Origin of the sequence: Dolichospermum sp. UHCC 0259, assembly GCF_009711935.1 — a bacterium.
In the GTDB taxonomy this organism is placed as follows: Bacteria; Cyanobacteriota; Cyanobacteriia; order Cyanobacteriales; family Nostocaceae; genus Dolichospermum.
Window position 1 is genome coordinate 1 of record NZ_VIKX01000126.1, and the last position, 1,966, is coordinate 1,966.

The following is a 1,966-nucleotide window of genomic DNA, read 5'->3' on the forward strand; positions in this document are numbered from 1 at the left end:
CTCCTATCCCTGTTACTTCCTAATTCCTTTTTAGTGGGGGAGTGTGAACAGTTACAATTTATGTATTGTCAAAATACCAACTTCTCACGTCATGCTATCCAACAAATGTTTTATCGTCGCATTAGCAAAAAAGAAGTAGAAACTGTAATTGCTTATGGACAAATAATAGAAGAAAATCCTGATGATACACCATACCCCAGTTATTTAATATTAGATTTTGTAGAAGGTAAACCGATTCATGTTGTATTTTCCTATGATGAAGCTACAGATACAGGATATGTAGTAACGGCTTATATTCCTGATGCTAATATTTGGTTAGATGGTTTTACAACTAGGAGACAAAAATAATGAAATGCGTAATTTGTAAACATGGAGAAACTAAACCCGGTTTAGTCACTGTTACCTTAGAAAGAGATGAATGTATTATTGTCTTGAAAAAAGTTCCCGCAGAAATTTGTGATAACTGTGGTGAATATTATTTAAGTGATGCAGTTACCGAACAGGTTTTAGACAAAGCAGAATTAGCAATTACTAAAGGAGTAGAATTAGAAATTATTAGGTATGCAGCTTAAATTTGAAAATATATGAATACTCAAATTAATGTTCCTCCTGCTGTTGATTATTTAATGTTGAAAAAAGCTTATACATAAGCACTTTTAAAGTGGAAAGGTTTTTCTCTTCCAGATTTTGAGCAATTTATTATAAAAAGGTAAAATTATGAATATCCAAATTAAACCGGAATTAGAACAAATTATTCAAGCGCAAATTGCCACAGGTAGATATACAAATCCTGAAGATGTAATTAGTAATTAGAAATCGCGGCTATAAAAACAAAGTCCACCTTCGTGGACTAAAAACAAGATTTGTGAACCCGCGAAGGCGGGTTTTGTCTGTGTAGATGGGAATTATATTCACCGGATGTTAGTTTGATAAATTACTTGATGAATTACCTGTTCTCGCACCGAATTTGCAGCAACTAGAGCTATTTCTTCCCAATCACTATCTAATAGTAAAATAGTTAAAAGTGACTTTAATAAATCCGGATTAGATATAAATTCTTCAACATTATATAATTCATCTTGCTTTAAAATATCTTGTAGTGCGGATACAGCTACAGGTTCAGGTAATTGTAGTCTTTGAATCAAGCATTTCTGTGCTACTTCTAAAGCCGTTTTCTCCCCTATACCCAAATTCCATTCTTTTAGGAGTAACCGCAGTTCCCGGTTGAGTGATACGCGCAACTGTGTCATTCTTCCAAACATTCCAGGATTTTGCAATAAACCGGAAATTGCTAAACCCCAATCTAATCCTGCTGTCACGTCGTAGTCGGTTTCATCTTCAATTTGAATTGCTACTTGGAGAGATGCTGGATTAAAAAGTAAATCAATAGCTGCTGCTACATTTTGGTTATTATTCATAATAATTTCCCGCATAATTATTGTAGTCGTAACATACCATATTCAAAGTAGGTAAGATTCTCGTATTCTTCATCAATACCAAGATTGAGCATATTTTGGTTTTCATAAAATCGTTCCGCAGTCGGAAGTGAATGTAGTCCAATTCTTCCACCATAACCTAACTCTACACTTCTGAGTCGTGCATATCTCAATAATGCAGTACCTACACCTTTGTATCGTGGTGGACGTTGTATTTCTTTACGATTCCAAGGAGCAGAGGTAATGTACTGAATATATACTAATCTTTGCCCAATTGCAGAGCGTGAACCGTGTAATTGAGTTTCCACCATCATTAATCCTTGAGTACAACCTTCACATTCCAGCGCATACCCTTCTTGGTTCTCTTGTTTGGTAATATATCCTAGTTTAAATAACCAATCCCAAAACTTATCTTCTGCTTGAAAAACTCGCAGTTCTTCGCGCCATAAGTTTTCATAATCATGGACGTGCTTTTGAGATAATTCAACCAGATTGGCGTTAACTAGTACACTGCGGCGTAAATGAGATAA

The 1,966-nt window shown here is 34.9% G+C and carries 4 protein-coding genes and 1 pseudogene; 3 read left to right on the plus strand and 2 right to left on the minus strand.

The annotated features are described in order from the left end of the window. The 3 genes and pseudogenes from FJR05_RS10220 to FJR05_RS10230 all read left to right on the plus strand — a co-directional run. Positions 1–348 (plus strand): DUF4258 domain-containing protein (locus FJR05_RS10220; RefSeq protein WP_254446897.1); only part of this gene is annotated, 348 nt, incomplete at its 5' end. Continuing rightward, the gene (locus FJR05_RS10225) at positions 348–572 is read left to right on the plus strand and encodes a type II toxin-antitoxin system MqsA family antitoxin (protein ID WP_168644001.1); all 225 of its coding nucleotides are present in this window, start codon (positions 348–350) and stop codon (positions 570–572) included. The genes FJR05_RS10220 and FJR05_RS10225, both read left to right, overlap by 1 nt. 145 nt (positions 573–717) lie before the next feature. Continuing rightward, positions 718–807: pseudogene (locus FJR05_RS10230) on the plus strand (type II toxin-antitoxin system ParD family antitoxin); the annotation flags it as partial. Positions 808–911: 104 nt separating this feature from the next. On the opposite strand, the gene FJR05_RS10235 reads toward FJR05_RS10230, so the two are convergent. Together FJR05_RS10235 and FJR05_RS10240 are read right to left on the minus strand one after the other, a co-directional pair. Then, entirely contained in the window at positions 912–1,418 is a 507-nt protein-coding gene (locus FJR05_RS10235) for a hypothetical protein (protein WP_168644002.1), read from the minus strand. A gap of 17 nt (positions 1,419–1,435) precedes the next feature. Then, on the minus strand, positions 1,436–1,927 hold the full coding sequence (locus FJR05_RS10240; RefSeq protein ID WP_254446898.1) for a GNAT family N-acetyltransferase: 492 nt from the start codon (positions 1,925–1,927) through the stop codon (positions 1,436–1,438). Positions 1,928–1,966 lie beyond the last annotated feature (39 nt).